This is a genomic window from Candidatus Hydrogenedentota bacterium, assembly GCA_016791475.1.
GTDB lineage: Bacteria > Hydrogenedentota > Hydrogenedentia > Hydrogenedentales > JAEUWI01 > JAEUWI01.
Window position 1 is genome coordinate 1 of sequence record JAEUWI010000055.1, and the last position, 18,434, is coordinate 18,434.

Sequence of the window (18,434 nt, forward strand, 5' to 3'; positions counted from 1 at the left end):
AGCCCCATAAGCCCCATAAGCCCCATAAGCCCCATAAGACCCATAAGACCCATAAGACCCATAAGACCCATAAGCCCCATACGGACCCATACGACCCATACGACCCATACGACCCATACGCCCCATAAGCCCCATAAGCCCCATAAGCCCCATCAACACCCCACGTACGCTCAACCGCGCCGTTGACTTGACCGCACCCAATCGGGTTTACTGGGTGCTGGTCTTCATTCCCATGCAAGCAATCTCATCCCATCCGGAGGACGCGCCGTGCGCACTGCCAGTCTTTTCCTTTTCGCCCTTGCGGTCCTTTTAATCGCTCCGGCGGCCCCCGCCGATACCAGCCACATCTTTCCGCTCCAGGACAAGCACGTTCACAGCAGTTCCATTGTGCAGTGCCCCAACGGCGATATTCTGGCCACGTGGTTCTACGGCACGGGAGAGCGAAGCGCCAACGACGTACGCGTGCAGGGCGCACGCCTGAAAAAAGGCGCCTCCGAATGGAGTCCAGTCTTTGAAATGGCCGACACCCCCGACCTGCCGGACTGCAACCCCGTCCTCTTCATCGACGCCAATGAAAAACTCTGGCTTTTCTGGCTCGTCGTACACACGAACCGCTGGGAGCGCGGGATCCTGAAGTACAAAACCAGCACCAACTACCAGGGCGAGGGCGCACCCGTGTGGGACTGGCAGGATATCATCCTCCTCAAGCCGGGCAAGACCTTCGCCGACGACCTCAAGGCGGGCTTCGAAGCGATTGGCTATCCGGAGCATATGTGGGCCGAGTACGCCAAGGCCTATACCGATATGCTGGCGGAGAACGCAGCCGATCCGGTCAAGACCGACATCGGCTGGATGACCCGCACGCCCGTCCTCACGCTAAAGAGCGGACGTATCCTGATTCCGCTCTATTCCGATGGTTTCAACGTCTCCCTCGCCGCCTATTCCGATGATCAAGGGGCGACCTGGGCCGCCAGCAAGCCCATCGTGGGCCTCGGCAACATCCAGCCCGCCATCGTAGAGCGCGAAGACGGCACCCTCATGGCCTACATGCGCGACAACGGGGTGGAGCCCAAGCGCATCATCGAAGCCAGCTCCAAAGACGGCGGCGAGACCTGGAGCATCGGCACCGACATGGAATTCAAGAACTCCGGCGGCAGCGTCTCCGCCTGCGCGGTCGGTGGGGGCCGCTGGGTCCTGGTCTACAACGACGCCGAGCAGGGCCGCCACAACCTCGCCATCTCCCTCTCGGAAGACGAAGGCAAAACCTGGACCGCCAAGAAGATGCTGGAAAACAGCGACAACAAGGACTCCTCCTTCGGCTACCCCACCGTACTACGCGGCGCCGACGGCAACATCCACCTTTCCTACACGCTCAGCGTGCCCGGCGGAAAGACCATCAAGTACAGCACTTTTACCGTCGAGTCGATCAAGAACTGAGCAGGGACCGGACGAGGGGACTGACTCACCCGGCACACGTAGCCAATTCGAACACATGATTCAGGTCGAGGCGCTGGCCGTCCCCTGAATACCGCCTTTAAGTCATTGCCGCTTGGGTACGGCCAGTCCCCTAGTCCACAAACATCGCAATCTGCTTCCGACTCTGCTTGTCCAGCCCCTTCCAGTCGTGAATTACATACACATCGCCCGCCACATCGGTGATGAGCAGTCCACTCGGCGGGAGCAACTGGGGGTGGTCATCCACTTTGGTCTGAAAACTGCGTGGCCCCTCGGCACAGGTCACCACCCAATGGCGGATTTCAAACTCCTTGCGCACCTGCGTGATCCGGATAATCTCGAAAGCGAAAGCCGCTTCGCGCAGGGCATGCCGCAACACCGCCCGAGTCTCGCCATCCACGTCGTCGAGCGAGGGGATGAGCGCCACTTCTTTATCGTCTTCGCCGCGCAGCGACACAAAGGTGCCCGGTGCGGTCCAGGGGAAGCACGTGCCGACGCGCACGATGCACTCGTGCCCCGCCCACGCCGCGCGATAGCGCCCGTCCTCCGCGCGTGTGACACGCAACTCCGAGAGGGTCACCGGTGCTTTGGGAATATCTATGTCTTCGTTTGCTGCCATTTAGCCTGTCTCAAAAATTTCCTGCCGTCCCTGCAACCGTGTCAGGCGATCAGCCTTCGTCACGCAATATACATCTCGTGCAGTTCCTGCTGCATGCGCACCAGCCGCGTATACACACCCTCGGGATTGTCCAACAGTTCCCCATGGGTGCCCTCCTCCACGATGCGCCCTTCGTCCACCACAAACAGGCGGTTGGCCCGGCGCAGCGTCGAGAGGCGGTGCGCGATGGCAAACACCGTCCGTCCCTCCACCAACTTGTCCAGCGCCTCCTGAATCTTGTGTTCCGTCTCCGTGTCCACGCTGCTCGTCGCCTCATCCAGTATCAGGATGCGCGGATTGCACAGAATCGCGCGCGCGATGGACACGCGCTGGCGCTCGCCGCCCGAAAGCGTGTGTCCGCGTTCGCCGACCACGGTGTCGTAGCCCTGGGGCAATTGGCAGATGAAGTCGTGGGCGTTAGCCGTCCGCGCCGCCGAGACCACCGCCGCCAGATCGGCCTCCGGCATGCCATAGCGGATATTGTCCAGGATCGACCCGTGAAACAGATGGGGATCCTGCAACACAATGCCCAATTGCCTGCGGAAATGACCCAGATCGAGATCGCGCACATCCACGCCGTCAATGGCGATGCGGCCGTGGGTTACATCGTAGAAGCGGCTGATCAGATTCGTAATGGTCGATTTGCCGGCACCCGAAGGCCCCACCAGGCCGATCATCTCGCCCGGCTCCACCCGGAAGGAAACACCCTTGAGAATCGAACGAACCCCGTCATACCCGAAGCTCACCTGGTCGAATTCCACGCGGCCCAGCACCGGATCAAGCCGTACCGCATCCTCTTTGTCGCGGATCTCCGGCTCCGTATCGAGAATCTCGAAGACCCGGTGGGCCGAGCTCGTCGCGCGATTTAAAATGAAGGTCATCCGACCCAGCACTTCAATCGGCTGCATGTACATGCCCATGTAGAGCGCGAAGGACACAAAAACGCCCACATTCAGCGGCGCGGCGGTGGGGGAGTAGCCCAGCAGCCGCGGCATGGCAAAGATCCACACCCCGAGGGTCATGCCCTGAACCGCCAGCCAGAGAAAGGGCCAGAAGCTGGTCCACGTGTGATGGATCTGGTTAAAGCTCTCGCAGGCGGCATCGTTGCGAAGATCGAAGCGGTTCCGCTCGCGCCCCTCCTGATTGAAGGCCTTCACCACGCGAACACCCGGAATGGCGTCCGCCAGCACCGCCGTCACCATGCTCCACCGCCGCCACGCCCGGATGAACAGCCCCTGCATCACGTTTCCGTAGTAGTAGAGCAAAAGCAGGATAAAGGGCAGCGGCAGGGTCATCACCAGGCCCAGCTTCCAATCGAGGGTGATAAGCATGGCGCTCAGCCCGCACAGCGTGAGCAGGGCAATGACAAAGTCGATGCTGCCCCAGGCCAGGAACTCCCAAAGCCGGTCCGTGTCGGAGCTGATGCGGCTGATGAGACTGCCGGTCTGCTTGGAAGAGTAAAAGCCCAGGCTCAACTTCTGCAGGTGGCTGTAAGCCTCCCGTCGCAGGTCACGCGCTATAAACTCGCCGAGCATCGCCATCGTCCGCATCCGCACCCAGAAGCCAAACTGGATTCCGCAATAGGTCAGCGCCAGCAGCACTATCGTCCATAGGGCCTCAGGCTTCATGTCAAGCGCGGCACGTTCCCCCGCCTGAACGGGACGCACGATGGAATCCAGAAGGTGGCCGGTGAGATAGGGGGGGACCAGCAGCAGTGCCGTAATCGCAAGCGCGGACAGGATACCTGCCGACACCCGTAACATATAGGGGCGCATGTAGCCCAGCAGCCGCCACAGCACCGATGTGCTGTCCTCCGAAATCGACGCCTGCGCTGTTTCGATCGGTTGCAACAGCCCGCGCTGATACAGCGCCTCCGCCGAACTCTCCGGTGCCGCGCCTTCGGGGTGTTCCAGAAGATACTTGATCCCCTCCATCGCGTGGCGCTGCCGATGGCTGTAGTGCAGGTGCGCCAGCGCCTCGCCACTTTCACGTCCGAGCAAAAACAACTGGCTGCAACTCAAGCCCGTTACCGTCTGCACCTCGCCAATCGCATCCCGCGCAATGTGGGTCGAAATGGAAAGAGCGTCCCCATCCGCCAGGTAGATGCTGGCGCGCGTAAGCACCACCCACGTTGGTCGTTGCGCAAGCGCCCCATCCAAATCGGCAAGACCATACAACACGACGGGATCACCGGGTGATGCCGAAGTTATTTTCCGCACAATCGCATCGGGCAACGCCGCAGGCTGCCGGGTATAGTGTTGGATGCGCTCAGAACTCGTCGACTGCTTGATCATGTGATACTGCCCGTGATGCTGGATGTGGCTCTTCCTCACCTGAACGGCCAGTATGCATACATTTTCGACGCCAACGCAACGGCCCGTAGCCTGGAGCGATCATCCCATACGCCCGCCCGATAGCCCCCAGGCCCCATAAGCCCCATAAGCCCCATACGCCCCATAAGACCCATAAGACCCATAAGACCCATAAGACCCATACGGATACCCCGGCAAACAAAGAAAGCCGGGAGGATCCCGGATCCTCCCGGCTTTCGGGTAATCAGTGTTTCTCGCCAGCCGAGGCTGGTAGTAATTCGCCGGAGCTCGGCGTCTTCAAGTGCTCAATACTGCAACACTTTCGTTCGCAATGAGGACCTTCCCAAGGCCTCCGACGCTTGGGTCGACTTCCACCAGTCGTTGCCAATCATCCGAGAGCGGGGCGGGGCCTCATTTTGTTTCGACGAGGGGTATTGCCAGGGTATTCAAACAGCAGGATTTACGTAGGCGTAAGCAGATTGCCTGATGTCCCACAAGATACACGGATTAAACTGTTGCGAAAAGGCTGGCGATATTACGCCGAGCGGACGGAGCGGGCTTCGTCGCCCTTGCGTCCCTGGCCGATTTCGTAATGGACCTTCTGGCCTTCCGTAAGCGTGCCTTCGGAAGGGTCGATGTTCGAAATGTGAACGAACAGATCGTCTCCGCCGTTGTCGGGGTGGATGAAGCCGAAACCTTTGGTCTCATTGAAGAATTTTACGGTACCGATGGGCATTGTGTTTCCTTTGATTCTGTGTTTTTTTGGAGGCATTGTGTAACGCACACAGGAGGCACTGGTGGAAGAGCGCCTCCGCGCCATTTAGAGAAGTATACCAATATCTCACGCAAAATACTACTACGTTAAATATTTGTTTATTTGAGGCACCCGAACCACGAAAAGCATTCGCAATCCAGAAAGTGCGCAACACCACAAAGCCCCCTCCGGGCCTCATGGCTATCGTCTTTCCAAGGCCCGTCATGCATTCAGAGCCCCCAAATCCAAGTCCCCAAATCCAAGTCTCTTTAGTCCTTCAAGTTTCTTAGTCCCTTAAGTCCTTTAAGTCCCTTAAGTCCTTTAACTCCCTCAAGTCCTTTAAGTCCCTTAAGTCTTTTCAACCACCGCCACCCCCTTCCCCCCCCCCAAAAAAAAATCAGGAGAACCTCTTCGGTTCTCCTGATTCGATGTAATCGGTGTTTCTCGCCAGCGGAGGCTGATGGTTAATCGCCGAGAGCTTGACGTATGAAAGTGCCCAGTACTGCTACACTCTTATTCGTAAACCCACCTTATACCCTTGAAATCCAGGAACGCCGAAGACCTCCACCAGGCAATTTCGGGCGTCAACAGATTCGCGGGCATAGCGCGGTATTCTGTTTCGACGATGTGTACGTATCGGTTCCTGGCGCCGCTCCACCAGCGCGGAGAAGCCATCCATTCACCGTAGTCCACAAGATACACAGATTAAACTGGTTGGGAAGCGTTCCAGAACTACGCGGAGCGCACTTCGCGGGCTTCAGGTCCCTTGCGACCCTGGCCGATCTCGTAAGAGACCTTCTGGCCTTCCTTCAGCAGTCCTTCGGACGGGGAAACATTGGAGATGTGGATGAACAGGTCATCTCCGCCGTCGTCCGGATTGATGAAACCAAAACCCTTTTGCTCATTGAAGAATTTTACGGTACCTGTGGGCATTTTCTTTTCCTTTAGATTCTAGTGTTATCTACTTGTGTAACAGAAAACCAGTGGCGGCGGTGGAGGCACACCACTGATCCAGGGAAAAAGTTTAGCAGGTTTTTCCCATAATTGCTACAACTTTTATCAGCCCCCGAGGGCCTCGAATTTCCCCGGCGCGACCGCCCTCAGCGCTCCGAAAGCGCGGGAACCGGACGCTCCGCGTGCCCCGTGTAGATGCTGATCGGGCGGAAGATGCGGTTGTGGCGCGCCTGCTCCATGATGTGGGCGCTCCAGCCCGTCACGCGCGCCGCCGCAAACAGAGGCGTATACACGTCTATCGGAAGATCCAGCAGGTAGTAAACCAACCCGCAGGGATAGTCCACATTCGGATATATCTTCTTCTGCTCCACCATCGGCTTCTTCACCGCATCGTAAATCGCCATCCAGTTCTCCTGGCCCTTCTGCACCGCAAGCTTGCGCAGTTTGTCTTCCAGAATCACCGCACGCACGTCGCCATCCCGGTAAACCCGGTGGCCAAAGCCCATCACCAGCTTCTTCTGCGCCAGCGCTTCCGCCACCCAGGCCGACGCCTCTTCCGGCGTCTTGAATTGCTTCAACATCTCCATCGCCGCCTCGTTCGCGCCGCCGTGCAGCGATCCCTTCAGCGCACCAATCGCCCCCGTGATGGCCGACACCATGTCGGACTTCGTGGAGATAATTACCCGGCCCGCGAAGGTGCTGGCGTTGAAATCATGCTCCGCATACAGCACCAGCGTCAAATCCACGAGCTCGGCCGACAGATCATCCGGCACTTCGCCATGGCACTGATACAGCAGTTGCGCCGCGTGGCTCAATCCCGGCTTCGGCGCAATCGGCTCTTTGCCGTTAAGCAGCCGGAAACGCGCCGCGATGATCCCCGCGATCTGCGCCGTCAGCCAAAGGCCCCGCTGCCGGTCCGCCGCCTCGTCGTCCCCCGATATCGGGTCAAAATGGCCCGTCAGCGACACCATGCTGCGGAGCACATCCATCATGGAGTGCTTCGCCGGAATATCGCGAAGCGCGCGCAGCACCGGCTCGGGAAGGGGGCGGTACTCGTCCAGCGATTGCTTCAACGTGGCCAGTTCCGCCGCCGTGGGCAGTTCGCCGAAAAGAAGCAGGTGCGCCGTCTCCTCAAAACAAACCTTCTCCGCCAGGTCCTGGATCGTGTAACCCCGATAGAGCAGTTTTCCGTTCGTAACCACACCGATCGTGGTCTCGCCCGCGATGACCCCGGCCAATCCCGGGCTGTATGCCACTTCACTCATGCATGCTCTCCTTCCGCTGCTGCGGTTCTTTCCGCTACCTTGGACAGGGACAGGCAACGATCCGTTTCGACCGGAGCCATATTTTGAATCGCCGATGGGCCCTGACCTCCCAAGTCTACAGGCTGCCCTTTTTGAATAGGCAGTGTCAATGCTTTAGTCATTAAGAATTTCAATAGTCAATATGCATCAGGGATGGGGTGCGGAAGCTTGCCCTCGATACTGCGGCGCCAATTCAGGGAAGGGTGCCCGACGGCACGTGGCCGGAGCCGACGTGCCGGCGAAATGGGCCGAAGCCGCTTCAAGAAGCACCGCGAAATCCTCGGTAAGTTGGTCGTGCCCGCCCTGTCGCACGTGAATCTGGTTATTCCCGCCCGCACCGAGATAATCGTAGACCGGCTGCGCCGCCTGCCACCCGTGCTGCGTGCCCTCGGGATTGGCCCACTGATCGCCGAAGGCGTCCGTCGAAAGTACCGGTCGGGGTGCGATGATCGCCCGCAGAAAATGTTGATCAAACGGCAGGGTGCTCACGTTGTCGCCAAAACGCCCGAAATCCGCCTGAAACCAGCTCTTGAAGCGCGCGGGCTCCGTGATGAGCTTGAGCGTCTCTATGCCCTTCGGCGCATGGCGAAACACCGCCGCGCCGCCCGCGCCCGATCCGTTCGGCGCTACAAAGGCAAACCGCTCGTCCAGCGCACCCGCGAGCAGCGCCGCCTTGCCCGTCCGCGAATGCCCGGTGATCACCGTTCGCTTCGGGTCTATCTCGGGAAGGGTCACCAGATAATCCAGCGCGCGGCACGCGCCCCAGGCCCACACGGCGATGCTGCCCCAGTCGCACTCGGGATAGGCCAATTGCGCCGGGCCCGCTTCGTCGTAGCCTTCCGTGTCGGGATCAAGGCTGGTCTGGTCGAGGCAGGCAAAGGCAAAGCCCGCCCCATTCGCCGCCGGGGCATGCTCTCCGCCCAGACCAAAGCGCAAGATCAGCGGCATCGGCCCCGACGACCCTGAGGGAAGATAGAGATGCACCGTCGTGCTCAGGGATTGCTCCGGACCGAATTTAATCTTTACCGACTGAAACGTGGAAGCCCCCTCGAAATGCGTCCCCGACTCCAGCACCGCGTCCAGCGCCACATTCCCCGGCGCAGGGGGCACGTGGCCATACTCGTATTTCAAAAGCAGCTCCAGCATCTCCCCACGGCGCGCGGGCCATTCATCCGGCGACGCCACACGGCGTCCATCGAGGTACTGGAAGGGATCGGGAAGCTCCGTAGTAGCGGGGAGGGAATCGGGGCCGCCGATGAGGGCGAGTAGGCAGATGATAAGGTTCATGCGTAGATTTGCTCCGAATGTTGATGACTCACACGTAGCCAGAGTGCCATTTATTCCCATCTTGCCGCCACCTTGCCGTAATGTATAATTAAAAAGCGAAAATAGAATGCCCGGTCGAGGAGGTCATGGAATGGAGAAGTCAAGTGCGGAATTACACGTTTGTTGTCGAGCGTTGCGCGGATACAAATCTCTTGGTGGGCTACGTGCCCGGTTTTCCCGGCGCGCATAGCCAGGGAGAAACAATGGAAGAGCTTCGTGAAAACATGCAGGAAGTGATCTCAATGCTGCTGGAGGATGGGGAGCCCGCCCTTGAATCCGATTTCGCAGGCACGCAGACGGTGAGTGTGGGGCTTTAGATGCCGCTCCTTTCGACCTCTTACTTTGCCACGCAATTCGCGTTTAGTTGCGTTCATTCGCGGCTCGCAATCTCGTCCGCTTTATCTCCGATGAATTTGCGCAAATTTGCGTAAATTTGCGGTTCAATTCCTGGGACTGTTACCGCCAACGGCGCCCCACCCTACGCCAGAATGTCCCCAATTACATTCCCATGCACGTCCGTAAGCCTTCGGTCGATTCCGTTATGCCGCACCGTCAGCCGTCGGTGGTCAATGCCCAGCAGATGCAGCACCGTCGCGTGCAGATCATAGCCATACGTCACATTTTCCACCGCCTTGTAGGACCACTCATCGCTCGCGCCGTAGGTCACGCCCCCCTTGATACCGCCTCCCGCAAGCCACGACGTGAACGTGAAGGGATTGTGATCACGGCCCGCGCTACCCTGGCTGCATGGCATGCGACCAAACTCCGTGGTCCAGATTACGATCGTATCGTCCAGCATGCCCCGTGACTTCAGATCCTTCAACAGACCGGCCGCGGGCTTGTCCATACTCGCCGCCATCTCGCCATGATCCTTGTGCAAATCTTCGTGGGAATCCCAGTTGCGGCGGGGGAAAGCATTGTCCGCGCCACTCCACACCTGGACAAAACGAACACCCCGCTCCAGCATCCGCCGCGCCACCAGACAATTCCGGCCAAAGTCCTCCGTCACGGGACTGTCCATGCCATAAAGCGTCTTGGTCGCATCCGTCTCGCCCGTCAGGTCCAGCACCTCCGGCGCCGTCACCTGAAGTCGCGCGGCCAATTCATAGCTCTCGATTCGCGCGTCCAGCCGCGAGTCCCCCTCGCGCTCCGCCAGGTGCATGCGATTCAGCTTCTCCAGGACGTCCAATCCTTCCGCATCGCTCTGCGGCGTGACGTATTCGCCACTCGGCGGAAAAAGATCCGCAATGGGATTCGCCTTGGCGGGCTGGATGAGCGTTCCCTGAAAGTTCGAAGGAAGAAAACCCGCGCCCCAGTTCTTCGGGCCGCCCGGACCAAAGCCCCGCGCGTCTGGCAACACCACAAACGTAGGGAGGTTGTCCGTCTCGCTGCCGAGACCATACGTTACCCAGGAGCCCATGCTTGGAAATCCGGGCAAGAGGTAACCCGTCGTCTGCATAAAGGTGGCCGGGCCATGCACATTCGACTTTGCCACCATCGCGGGGAGAAAGGCCATGTCATCCGCGCAGGTCGCCAAATGGGGCACCAGATCGCTGATCCACTTCCCGCACTCGCCCCGTTGCTTCCACCCCCACGGCGAAGGCATCACCACGCCCGCATCGCTCTGAAACAACTCCACCTTGCCACCGGGCTCGAAAGGCTGACCAGCCCGCTTGATCAACTCGGGCTTATAATCAAAAGTGTCGCACTGGCTCGCCGCGCCCGACATGAAAAGCTGGATCACGCGCTTCGCTTTTGGCGCATGATGCAGCCCCAGCGGCAACCCGGGCGCGGGGCTGGCAAAAGCCCCATCCCGCGCAAGCAAATGGGCCAGGGCAATACCGCCCAGACCACCGCCGGATTTCCAAAGGAACTCGCGGCGCGAAAGGGAGCGGGGAAAATACTCCTTAGACAAGTTTTTCATTCTGCATCCAACCCGCGCCGTAAGGCGCAAACGATTGATTCACCACGAAGGCACGAAGAGCACGAAGAAGAAAAAGTAAAAAGGTAACACTATCTTATTCGAGTTCATTCGTGTCCATTCGTGGTTCAATTCTTTCCAATAGCTTTGGCGCATGTTGTCCACTTCGCTACAACACCATCCGCTTTATGCCATCTTTCAAACGCACTTCATTGAAATTCAATAAGAGGCCAACAGATTTGTTCGCAAGCTTCATGTAGGTCAGCAACTGGGCTTCAAAGATAGGAACGAGTTCCGCTACGCTCTTCAACTCCAGCACCAGCGACTCTTCGACAAGGAGGTCTATGCGATATCCACATTCCACATCCAGGCCCTTGTACATCACCTTCACCGGCGCCTCAATTCGATGGGGAATTCCCTGCAACGTCAGCTCATGGGACAAGCAAGCCCTGTAGGTGGATTCCAGGAGTCCGGGACCCAGTTCTTTGTGAACTTCGATCGCACAGCCGATAACTCGATTGGATAGTGTGTCAAACTGCACGGTATTACCCTTTCCTCTTGTTGCCTTCTTTCTCTTCCCTTCGTGAACTTCGTGCTCTTCGTGGTGAAAAACTCCCTCTCAATCCACAAACATAAACTCATTGCTATTCAATATCACCCGACACGCCGCCGCCATGCCATTCTTCTCCGCATAAGGCGCCAGCGCCACCAGCTCCTCCGCACTCGGTCCACGGTTCAGGGCGATCCGGTAGGCCGCCTCAACCTGCGCCGAAACCGTCGCGCCACCCTGCGCCACCCGCTCCGCAAAATACGCCGCTTGCCGCACCGTGACGGGATTATTCAGCATCGAAAGCGCCTGAATCGCCGTCAGGGTCTGGTTGCGCACCGGCACACTCTGCGAAGGATCCGCGCAGTCCATGTTCGTCATGAAGGGATCCGGCACGCTGCGCACCACAAAACGATAAATCGATCGCCGGAAGCCCGAGGGATCCGCCGGGTCGAACTCCGCATACTTGTAGCGCGGGGAGTGGTCGTCCTCGAAGACAAAGAAGTTCACGCCCGGCCCGCCCATGCTCAGGTCGAGCTTGCCGCTCACCGCCAGCGTCGCATCGCGCAGCGCTTCGGCCTCCAGTTGACGACGGTTCATGCGCCACAAAAACTGATTGCCGCCATCCAACGATTCGAAAGTCGGATTGGACGCGGAAGACTGTCGATACGTCGCGCTGGTCACGATCTGGCGATGAAGCCATTTCAGCGATTGGCCATTTTTCAGAAATTCCGCCGCAAGCCAGTCCAGCAATTCGGGATGGGTCGGTGGCGCGCCCATGCGGCCAAAATCGTTCGGCGTGGAGACAATTCCCTGACCAAAGTGATAGTGCCACACACGGTTGACGATGGAACGCCACGGCAGCGGATTGCGTTCATCGGTCAGCCAATGGGCCAGCGCCGCGCGCCGTTCGGATTCGTCGCCCGACACCCCAAAGCGACTTTCAAGACCCGCAATACAGCCCACCGTGCCGGGGCCCACTTCCGGTCCCGGCGTCTTTTCGCTGCCCCGAATCAGCAGGTGGATCGGGCGCACCGCTTCCGGTGGGGCAAAATTGCCATTCCGGGCATAGCGACTCGTACCAGCAAAGACCTTGCGCGGCTCGGGCAAGGCATCCCACGCAGCAGTGGCCTCCGCCAGCGCATGTTGATTCTCTTCATAGCCCGCGCGGTCGCCCTCCGGCAAAAGGCCGAGCGTGATCGTCTCCCGTTCCGCCTTCAGCGTGGCCACCGCGCGCTCGATCGCGGCAATGGTCGCCGCTTCGGGTCGCTCCACTCCGGGTGCTTCCAGGCGCTGGTGGCTGTCATAACCATCCACAAGATAGGCGGTGTTCCAGCGGCCGCCATCGATGCTGTCCAGCGCCGACACCCCCTTTCCCGATGCGACATTCGCGCCGCCGCTGTAGATCTCCAATTCCGCCAGCGCAAAAACATAGTCCTCCAGACGCTTGAAGAGCCGCGTCGCCGTCACGCGCACATAGCGCCCCGACACACCCTTTCCGTCCAGCTCCACCGCATGGTCCGTGCGAAAGCCATGCTCTGTTTCCGTGTAGTCCGCAATCACCACCGGCGAAGTAAACGCACCATCCTCCGAAGCCTCCACCTTGAAGCGCAGCGGAAAGCCGAAGCCCGGTGTATCCGTGAAGTCCACTGGCCGCGCGGGAACCAGACGTATCTTCTCCAGCGGCATGGAAGCGCCCAAATCGACCTGTACCCACTTGGTTTCATCGGCGCGTGTTTCAATCGCGCTGTGATAGCCGTTCGTCGGACTGTCCTTTCGCGACAATTCCTCCAGGCGCGTCTCAAGCGGCTTCAGCGCCTCATTCACAGCAACAAGATCGGGGGAAGTCAGCGCCTTAAGTTGCGCCTTGAACCGTTCATCAGCGCGAAGCAGTCCATCCCGAACTTTTGCAATCTCGAGACGCTTTCGATGCACTGCGGGGTCATCGTCAAAATCGCGATCCGCCCGATCGATGCCCGCGAATACCGCCTGGAGGCTGTAATAGTCTTCCTGGCTGATCGGGTCGAACTTGTGATCGTGGCAACGCGCGCAACCCGCCGTCAGACTCGACACCGACGCCATCACCGTGCTCACGATATCGTCCCGATCCAGGTTGCGCGTGATCGCCTTGTCTATCGTGCCCTCGCGCAATTCCACATGCCCCACAAAGTCCCAGGGCCCCGCCGCGAGAAAGCCCAGCGCCACCGTTGCCTGTGGGTCATCGGGATAAAGCGCGTCCCCCGCGATCTGCTCTTGAATAAAGCGACCATAGGGCTTGTCCCCGTTCAGCGCATTAATCACGTAATCCCGATAGGGCCACGCGTTTTCCCGTCGCTTGTCTTTGTCATAGCCATGGGTGTCGCCATAATGGGCGACGTCGAGCCAGTGTCGCGCCCACCGCTCGCCATAGCGCGGCGATGCCAGCATCACGTCCACCAGCCGCTCCCAGGCATCCGGTCGTGCGTCGCGGATAAACGCATCCACTTCCTCCGGTGTGGGGGGGAGGCCCAGCAGATCGAAAGAAAGTCGCCGGATGAGGGTGCGCCGATCCGCCTCGGGCGAAGGCGTCAGGCCCCTTTCCACCTGCGCCGCGCGAATGAACTGATCGATGGGATTTCGGCTCCAGGTGTCCCCTTCAATGGCCGGCGGCGCACTTTCCTGCAAGGGTTCAAAAGCCCAGTGTCCCGTCCACGGCGCGCCCTCCTCAATCCACCGGATGAGGGTCTGCTTCTCTTCCTCGCTGAGGGGCTTAGGGGCGTCGGCGGGTGGCATCACCTCCTCCGCGTCCGTCGTGGTGACGCGGTGGAACAATGTACTCTTCGCCGTGTCGCCCGGCACAACCGCGATATTGCCCGACTTCAGCGGCCCAAACAGCCCCTCTTTCTGATCGAGGCGCAACCCCGCCTTACGGTGTTCCGCGTCAGGACCGTGGCAGGTGAAGCACTTCGACGCGAGAACAGGCAGCACATCGCGGGAATAATGCACCGGAGCATCGGCCGCGAATGCGGAAGCAACGCCAAAGAGGACGACAACCATGAAAGCCCGAAACATGCAGGCAAAGTCTCCAATAGAAAAAAGTCAATACCACAGCGTGGATAAACTATAGACCACCGCCCCCGCGCAATCAACGCGTCGGACCAAAGCCGTCGCGCCATCCGAGGTCAGTTTTCAGCCTAGTTTTACGCGCGGGTTTAATTGGACATGAACCTCGTCAAGAACTTACACTGCGGGTCTTGTCGAGTTTTAATTGAATTTACCGCTCGACGTGGGAGCAATGACAATGGGAAAAAGTTCAATCGACTTTCGGGTGACCTCCAGGCTGCTTGCCGCGATGCGCTGTCTGGCCGCGGGGATCTGCATCACCCTCTGCGCCACCCTCCGAGCCGATGTCCCATCAGGCCCCGAGCTCCTTGAAGCCGAACACGCCCTCTCCATGGAGTTCGAAACGCCCCACACGAAATGGGCCAAGCCCTACGCCCAGGGCCCCACGCGCGTCCTCTTCTTCGCCCCCTGGTACCAGGGCAGCACCGAAGGCCGCGAGATTATCGAACTCATGCAGCGCTTCGACCTGGAGGCCGACGCCGCCTACTTCGCCCCCGGACCCAAGCGCCTCGTGGGCGATGGAAACCCGCGCTGGTATGGCGACCCCGAACTGGCGACGAAGCGTGTCCTGCGCCTGATGGAAAAGCCCTACGATGTCTTCTTCCTGAATCAAGTTCCGCTCTCGGGATTGCCGGATGCCGTCCAGACAGCAATCAAGTCCGCAGTGCAAGCCGGCGCGGGGTTGATTTATGTGGGCAAGGATGAGAACTGGGGTCAGGAAGTCTTCACAGCGTCGGAGTCCATGCCCGAAGCTATCAAGGTTACAAAAGCATTCACCGCCGGGGAGGGGCGAATCCTTCATCTGCCCTTGCGCGACAAACTCTCCTATACCCTCGACTGGGAAGTGCAACTCGACTACCAGATGGCCGATCAGGGCCGGGCGCTCCTCTGGGCCGCGAAGAAAGAGCCGAAGGCGCGCGTCTTCATCAAGGCCGATCCCGATCCACGCAAGACGACCATCACCTGGTCCGGTGTGGAGCAGGGCGCGAAAGTCTACGCTACCGTGCGCAGCGCTACGAACAATCGCTTTACCATGTTTGAGAAAGAAGTCGGCGAATCGGGCGAAGCTTTTCTCGACCAGATGCTCGCCCCCGCGGGCGAGTATCATATCGATGGGTTCATCCGCACCGAAAACGGTGTCGAAGATTGGGCCTCAATTTCCGTGCGTGCGTCTCAGGAGAAGTTGCTCGGCGAACTTGCTTTGGTGAAAGACTGGTTCGAGATCGGTGAGACTCTTGAAGCCACTATCCCGATTCCGACCGTCGAAACGTACAAGCTCCACTTCGATGTCGTGGACAAGGATGGGCGGGTCCTGCAGCGGCACGACGCCATCCCGAAAGACGGTGTCGCGTCGTTCTCTTCTCAGATTCCCGACTGGTTCCCCATGCTGGTTCGCGTCGAAGCGGTATTGACCGAGGGAAGCTCGAAGCTGGATACCGCCTCGTCCTATGTCCGCATCGTCCAGCGCAAGCGCGATCAGTTTCATTTCATGATGTGGAACACGCCCACCGCCGATCTCGCGCCCTACGGCGTGGAAAGCCTCGCGCGCCACGGCGTCACATCCATCCTCCAGGGCGGCGATCCGCCCCTGTCTTTTTCCGCAAGCGAGCTGGCCTACGTGCCCTATGCCGCGAGCTTCCGCGCCAGCAGCCACACCGTCACCGCCATGCTCGATGAACAGGGCATCCTGAAGGGCGGTTGCGTGCATGATGAAGAGGCCATGAACAAACTCGTTCGTGAAACCGTCGAACGCCACCGGAAATCTCGGGAACACGGCATCTTCGTCTACTCCCTGGGCGATGAAAACGCGGTGCGCGCCTCCTGTCTCGGTCCCCACTGCATCAAGGCCTATCGCGAATATCTGAAAGAGGTCTATGGCGACATCGATGCCCTCAACGCATCGTGGGGCGAGAAGTACACCACCTTTGACGACGTGAATCTGTTCACGGAAGGGCCGCTCCCGGCCCCCGACGCCCCCGAATGGTTTAGAGATTTCTACAAGCAGCGCTTTCAGAAGGACATCACCGACGACGAGATTAAGTTCGGTGAGGCCCAGGTCGGACTCGGCGACATCAACGACGAGATCCGCGCCCTGCAGGACGAAAACTATGCCCGCTGGTATGATCGCCAGGCCTTCCAGAATTGGAGCTACGTAAAATGGTGCAAGCGATTCCTCGTCGCCTTCAAGGAACTCGACCCCCAGGCCCTCACCGGCTTTGAAGGCACCGACAGCTTCTCTCTTCGCCGCCACACCACGCGCTCGCGCCAGGGCGGCGACTTGGACCTCTTCATGCGGGAGATGGAATATTTCGGACCCTACCACGGTCCGGCCAATGAGGTGGTGCGCTCCTTGGCGAAGCCCAATTTCCCCACCGGCAACTGGATCGGCTACAGCATGGATCCCGACGAAGAACTGGGCTACTACTGGGGCCAGATCACCAACAACATGAACACCATCCAGTGGTGGCGCTGGGACAACATCGGCGAAGGCTACCACGGCTATCTCCTGCCCAGCCTTGCGCCCTCGCCCACGGCCCGCCCGCTCATCGAAGATACCCAGGTCGTGCGCGACGGCCTCGGCGATCTGCTGATGAAATACCCCATGGAAAAAGACGGCATCGCCATGCTCTACAGCATGCCCTCCACCCACATCGCCCACTTCGACGGCAACGAAACCTACGGGCTGTACAACCGCGACCACGACCGATGGCACGAGGCCATCCACAATGCCGGGCTCCAGTTCGACTATGTCACCGACCGCCAGTTGCGCCTCGGCGAGTTCGACGCATCAAAGTACAGAGTGCTCATTCTCCCCCTCGCTTTCGCCATAGGCGAGCGGGAGGCCTCCGTCATTCGCGACTTCGTACAACAGGGCGGAACCCTCATTGCCGATGTCCGTCCCGGACTCTACAATGATCGCTGCAAGCCCTACGAGTCCGGCGGCATCCTCGACGATGTCTTCGGCGTGAAGCGCGGGCCGAAGCAGAAAGCCGCCGATCTCGACCGCATGCGGATCGATGGAACCCTGAACGGACGCAAGGTGTACATGGAGTGGGGGAACTGGTACGGCAGGGACGTCTATCCCCAGATGTACGCCGACCCCTCCGTGGAATTGACCACGGGCGAGGCCCTCGGCTGGACCTTTCCCATCCACTTCCACCACGGGCTGAAGTACCCCGCCGCCATTCAAAACAACTTCGGCCAGGGGAAGGCCCTGCTCTTCAACTTCGCCATTTATCCCGCGCCCTTCGACGAATTCCTGCGGCAGGCCCTCGCGGCCTCGGGCGTCGAAGCGGCCATACAGGTGCGGGAAGTCGCCACCACGGCCGAGACGCAGGAAGTGGCTCGATTGCTCGATGAGGGCGAACAGGTCCCGGCGGGATCAGGCGGCCCGGCGGTGCTCGATGGGGAAGAGGGAGCCCACCCGGAAGGCGTGGAACTCACGCGCTGGAAGAACGGCGACGTGGAGCTAATTGCGCTGCTTGGCCCTGAATCAAAAGAACTCCACGTCACCCTTCCGGAGCCCCGTCACGTCATTGACATCAAGTCGAAAAAATCCTTCGGCAGTGTTTCGGAATTCCCCGTAGCACTTGTCAAAGCCCGCGCGAGTTTCTTCGCCCTCCTTCCGGATGCGCCGCAGCCACCCGAAATCGACCTCGGCAGTGCCGACGCGGCGCCCGGCGAAGTCCTGACCCCGACCATTGCGGTGCCCGGCCCCAGCGGCCCGCGCGCACTGAAACTCCATCTCAACGGTCCCAATGACAACCAGGCAAACTGGCTCGCGGATCACGTAGTCATCGAAAGTGGCCAGGGGAAAGTCACCATCCCCTTTGCGTTGAACGACCCCAGGGGCCAATGGACCCTTCACGCCGAAGACATCCTGACCGGCGCCAGCATAGCCGCAACGATTACCGTCAAATAGAGATGAAGAGCGCAGCAAGAAATCGGCCTGCGCGATGTTGAATTTGCACGATCAGGCAGGTCGCTCAACCCGGCGAAAGGTAATGTAAGTGTCGACTTAACCTCAAAGGATATCAAAGATGACGAAGATCAACCTACGATCGTTCTATTTGAGTCCTTTGAGGTTGTTGTGCTTATCTA

Annotated in this window: 13 protein-coding genes; 3 read left to right on the forward strand and 10 right to left on the reverse strand. The window is 59.5% G+C overall.

Annotation, left to right across the window (positions count from 1 at the left end; translation table 11 throughout):
* Positions 1–108 (reverse strand): hypothetical protein (locus JNK74_22740; GenBank protein ID MBL7649004.1); only part of this gene is annotated, 108 nt, incomplete at its 3' end.
* A 159-nt stretch (positions 109–267) separates the two neighbouring features.
* Between JNK74_22740 and JNK74_22745 the strand changes: the two genes are divergently transcribed.
* Positions 268–1,437, forward strand: a complete 1,170-nt coding sequence (locus JNK74_22745) for an exo-alpha-sialidase (GenBank protein MBL7649005.1) — start codon at positions 268–270, stop codon at positions 1,435–1,437.
* 130 nt (positions 1,438–1,567) lie between these two features.
* Here the strand turns inward: JNK74_22745 and JNK74_22750 are convergent, their stop codons facing one another.
* The 6 genes from JNK74_22750 to JNK74_22775 all read right to left on the reverse strand — a co-directional run bounded on the left by JNK74_22750 (position 1,568) and on the right by JNK74_22775 (position 8,724).
* Entirely contained in the window at positions 1,568–2,074 is a 507-nt protein-coding gene (locus JNK74_22750) for a DUF1854 domain-containing protein (protein MBL7649006.1), read from the reverse strand.
* 59 nt (positions 2,075–2,133) lie between these two features.
* A complete protein-coding gene (locus tag JNK74_22755) occupies positions 2,134–4,407 on the reverse strand; it encodes an ABC transporter ATP-binding protein (protein ID MBL7649007.1) in 2,274 nt (757 codons plus the stop codon).
* Positions 4,408–4,960: 553 nt separating this feature from the next.
* A complete protein-coding gene (locus tag JNK74_22760) occupies positions 4,961–5,161 on the reverse strand; it encodes a cold-shock protein (GenBank protein MBL7649008.1) in 201 nt (66 codons plus the stop codon).
* 750 nt (positions 5,162–5,911) lie between these two features.
* Entirely contained in the window at positions 5,912–6,112 is a 201-nt protein-coding gene (locus tag JNK74_22765) for a cold-shock protein (protein MBL7649009.1), read from the reverse strand.
* A gap of 167 nt (positions 6,113–6,279) precedes the next feature.
* Positions 6,280–7,398, reverse strand: coding sequence for a bifunctional 2-methylcitrate synthase/citrate synthase (locus JNK74_22770; GenBank protein ID MBL7649010.1), 1,119 nt, complete (start codon positions 7,396–7,398; stop codon positions 6,280–6,282).
* Between the two features lie 186 nt (positions 7,399–7,584).
* Positions 7,585–8,724, reverse strand: coding sequence for a hypothetical protein (locus tag JNK74_22775; GenBank protein ID MBL7649011.1), 1,140 nt, complete (start codon positions 8,722–8,724; stop codon positions 7,585–7,587).
* A 143-nt stretch (positions 8,725–8,867) separates the two neighbouring features.
* On the opposite strand from JNK74_22775, the gene JNK74_22780 reads away from it, so the two are divergent.
* Positions 8,868–9,080, forward strand: coding sequence for a type II toxin-antitoxin system HicB family antitoxin (locus tag JNK74_22780; protein ID MBL7649012.1), 213 nt, complete (start codon positions 8,868–8,870; stop codon positions 9,078–9,080).
* Between the two features lie 161 nt (positions 9,081–9,241).
* Here JNK74_22780 and JNK74_22785 read toward each other — a convergent pair whose 3' ends face one another.
* The 3 genes from JNK74_22785 to JNK74_22795 form a co-directional block, all read right to left on the reverse strand.
* On the reverse strand, positions 9,242–10,687 hold the full coding sequence (locus JNK74_22785) for a DUF1501 domain-containing protein (protein MBL7649013.1): 1,446 nt from the start codon (positions 10,685–10,687) through the stop codon (positions 9,242–9,244).
* Positions 10,688–10,853: 166 nt separating this feature from the next.
* The gene (locus JNK74_22790; protein MBL7649014.1) at positions 10,854–11,225 is read right to left on the reverse strand and encodes a GxxExxY protein; all 372 of its coding nucleotides are present in this window, start codon (positions 11,223–11,225) and stop codon (positions 10,854–10,856) included.
* A gap of 78 nt (positions 11,226–11,303) precedes the next feature.
* Positions 11,304–14,282 (reverse strand): DUF1553 domain-containing protein, encoded by a 2,979-nt coding sequence (locus JNK74_22795; GenBank protein MBL7649015.1) that lies wholly within the window; start codon positions 14,280–14,282, stop codon positions 11,304–11,306.
* A 229-nt stretch (positions 14,283–14,511) separates the two neighbouring features.
* On the opposite strand from JNK74_22795, the gene JNK74_22800 reads away from it, so the two are divergent.
* A complete protein-coding gene (locus JNK74_22800; protein ID MBL7649016.1) occupies positions 14,512–18,255 on the forward strand; it encodes a beta-galactosidase trimerization domain-containing protein in 3,744 nt (1,247 codons plus the stop codon).
* Positions 18,256–18,434: the final 179 nt, after the last annotated feature.

Excerpts from the sequence above, each read along its gene's own strand:
- JNK74_22750 (MBL7649006.1), bottom strand. The coding sequence starts at position 2,074 with ATGGCAGCAAACGAAGACATAGATATTCCCAAAGCACCGGTGACCCTC.
- JNK74_22755 (MBL7649007.1), bottom strand. The coding sequence starts at position 4,407 with ATGATCAAGCAGTCGACGAGTTCTGAGCGCATCCAACACTATACCCGG.
- JNK74_22760 (MBL7649008.1), bottom strand. The coding sequence starts at position 5,161 with ATGCCCATCGGTACCGTAAAATTCTTCAATGAGACCAAAGGTTTCGGC.
- JNK74_22765 (MBL7649009.1), bottom strand. The coding sequence starts at position 6,112 with ATGCCCACAGGTACCGTAAAATTCTTCAATGAGCAAAAGGGTTTTGGT.
- JNK74_22770 (MBL7649010.1), bottom strand. The coding sequence starts at position 7,398 with ATGAGTGAAGTGGCATACAGCCCGGGATTGGCCGGGGTCATCGCGGGC.
- JNK74_22775 (MBL7649011.1), bottom strand. The coding sequence starts at position 8,724 with ATGAACCTTATCATCTGCCTACTCGCCCTCATCGGCGGCCCCGATTCC.
- JNK74_22785 (MBL7649013.1), bottom strand. The coding sequence starts at position 10,687 with ATGAAAAACTTGTCTAAGGAGTATTTTCCCCGCTCCCTTTCGCGCCGC.
- JNK74_22795 (MBL7649015.1), bottom strand. The coding sequence starts at position 14,282 with ATGTTTCGGGCTTTCATGGTTGTCGTCCTCTTTGGCGTTGCTTCCGCA.
- JNK74_22800 (MBL7649016.1), top strand. The coding sequence starts at position 14,512 with ATGGGAAAAAGTTCAATCGACTTTCGGGTGACCTCCAGGCTGCTTGCC.